The following is a 3207-nucleotide window of genomic DNA, read 5'->3' on the forward strand; positions in this document are numbered from 1 at the left end:
GCGGACCTGTCTGAGCCCCAGCATATTAAGGTTACGGTAACGCCTTCGAAAGTGTTTTCCGTTACTGTGAATGACGAGCCTGTTACTGTCAATATGCCGGCTTCTTTTGCCGACTATTACAACGGCGGCTATCTAGGCTTTATGACCTATGATACAGAGGCTGTTTTCAGCAATGTAAGATACTCCGATGACGGGGATTTCCTCGTTGGTGAATTTATCACCAACTTGACTGGCTGGCGTGGAGTTAGCGGCACCTGGACCGAGCTCCCTGAGGGCTATCAAGGCTCTGGCACAGGTAATGTCTTCGCCATGTCCACCACCATGATCAATAGTTCTGAGTCCTTTACATATGAGGCGCAGTTAAACCTCCCTGTGGGTCAGCAGGCCGGCGGCATTGTCTTTGGCGTCAGAGATCCGGCTAATCCGTTGAGCAAGTGGTTCTGCCTCAATGTGGATCGCGGCGGAAATGCCTGCATCTTCTCTGAGACAAACGGTGTCGCAGATTTCATTCAGGCGATTCCCTTAAGCGAAGAGCAGAAGAACCAGACCACCTATCAACTGAAGGTAGAGCGGGAAACTGAAAACGGCCCCTTCAACTTCTATTTGGACGGGAATCTGATTCATACCAGAGAACTGCCGGAATTCCCCGGCGGCTATTTCGGACTGAATGCCTGCAATGCGACTCTGACCTTTAACAATGTAAACTACACTGTCAATGGTGGCGCCTTGGAAGGCTTCTCCACCAACCTGACTGGATGGAAGGGCCTCAACGGTACCTGGACAGAGGAATCCAGCGGTTACAAAGGCGTGGATGCTGGCAAGGACACCTTTGCTTACGCTGACGCTCCCTCTGTGGCCAGTGATGATACCTTTATCTATGAGGCTGATGTGGAACTGAAATCCGGGCAGTACGGCGCGGGAATTACCTTTGGCCTTCAAAACCCGGATAATCCCACCAATGAGCGTGGGGAGCCGGACCATCTGTTTGCTTTGATGGTGGTTAAGGGCGGCAACTCTGTTTTCGCCTTTGCCCACAAAGATGGTAAAGATGAATTTGTCAATACCAACGCCCTGTCTGCTGCAGACCAAAATACAGAGATTTATCACCTGCGGGTGGAATATCTGGGCTCCGGTGTCGCTAATTTCTATGTCAACGGAACACTGTATCACTCCTTTAACCTTCCCACCTTTGAGGGAGGACAGTTTGGTCTCATTTTGGCCACAGGCACAACGGCTACCTTCAATAATGTGAACTATTATTCCGCCGTTCAGCCGGAGATCGCCAGCATTACGGTGGAAGGCGCTCAGATGAATGAAAAGTTTGATCCTGATGTTCACGCTTACATGGGCAGCGTACCCAATGGGACAACCTCTGTGAATATTACAGCTGAATGCACAGAAGGTTTGGTGCTGAGCATTGGAAATACCACTGCGACCAGCGGCCAGCCGGTTAATGTAGCACTGAGTGAGGACTATAATACCATCAAGGTGGTAGCTCGGGATCCAGAGTCGGGCCTTTCTGTCAGCTATAGCATCAACATTCAGCAGATGTTTGATGAGGAGACCATCTACGATCAAGAATACCGTCCGACCTACCACTTTACCCCCTACCGGCATCAGATGAACGACCCCAATGGGTTGGTTTATAATGAAGTTACTGGGGAATACCATATGTTCTTCCAGACCAATCGTGGCTTTGACAGTGGTGTCGGTACCGGGACAACCAGCTGGGGACATGCGGTCTCCAAGGATATGGTCAATTGGCAGGAGCTGCCCTTGGCCATCACCCCGGATGATCTGGGTGTCATCTACTCTGGCTCCGCGGTCATCGATTATAACAACACCTCTGGATTGTTTGACGAGAGTACGCCTCCGGGAGCCAGAATGGTTGCCTTCTACACCAATTACGGTGGGGATACTACTTTGGGATTGACCAAGCAGTCTATGGCTTACTCCACCGATAATGGCCGTACTTGGATCAAATACGAAAATAACCCTGTTGTTTCCAATGTCGGCGGCATTTACGGATCTTCTGCCCGTGATCCCAAGGTCTTCTGGTATGAAGACGCAACGATGGAAAACGGTGGCATTTGGGTCATGGTCACTGTGGATTATCTGGAACCTCATGTCCATATGTTTACTTCTCACAACCTTATTGACTGGAAGCACAGCGGACAGATTATGGATATCAACGGGAATGCCTTTGGTTCTGAGTGCCCGGATCTGTATCCTCTCGCTCTGGATGGCGATGAGAGCAACGTCAAATGGGTATTCAGAGGCGGCGGCGTCTTCTATATCGTTGGTCATATGGAAAAGACCGGTGAAGACACTGTCATGTTTGTTCCTGAGACCGAGAATATCCGGCCCCTTAATGGTATTTCCGATCAGTTCCCTGGCATCCCTGAGCCTGAGCTTTACGCGACTCAGTCCTTCTCCAATGAACCCAATGGACGCCGGGTTTCCATTAGCTGGATCCGTGAGCGTGGCGGCAATGTCCCAGGCCGAATCTGGAACTCCGCGCAGTCTCTCCCCACAGAGCAGACCCTGCGCACTGTCAATGGCGAGCCCCGGCTCTTTAGCTATCCCACAGAAGAAGTCGACGCTATGCGGGATCAAAAGATCTTTGAGCTCAAAGGCGCGCAGCTGGATGAAAGCAGCGAAAATGTTCTGAAGGACGTTAAGTCCACCAACTGCGACATGGATGCCACCATTACCCTGGGAACTGCTACTGAAGTAGGCTTCAAGCTCCGTCAGGGTGGAGGCCGTGAACTGATTATCACCTATAATAAAAACGACGGCAAACTCTATGTAGACAAGCGGACTTCAGATGGAGACAATGTCCTTGATGTCTATAAGCCGGATATGAGCATGATTGATGGAGATACCATCAAATTGCGGATGATGTTGGATCAGATCTGTTACGATGTCTATGGTAATGATGGAGAAGTTTGTATCCAAGGCTTCTTCTATAATGATTTGGCCAACAATAGTATGGAATTCTTTACCAATGGTACTGTGACCTTGGATTTGGATATTTACTCCATGAAGGCCATGGATCGTACTCTGCCAGATCCAGAGCCCGTCCCCACCGAGCTGAGCAATCTGGAGCTCTCCAACGGTACCTTGGATCCTGCCTTTGACAAGGATACCCTGAACTATACCGCCACCGTGGCAAACTCTGTCTCCTCTGTCAAGGTCATGCCCACC

At 50.3% G+C, this 3207-nt stretch carries 1 protein-coding gene; it reads left to right on the forward strand.

Annotation, left to right across the window (positions count from 1 at the left end):
- On the forward strand, positions 1-3207 hold a 3207-nt coding region (locus ACZ25G_RS09710), incomplete at both ends, for a GH32 C-terminal domain-containing protein (protein WP_463682313.1).

The organism is Zongyangia sp., from assembly GCF_965361945.1.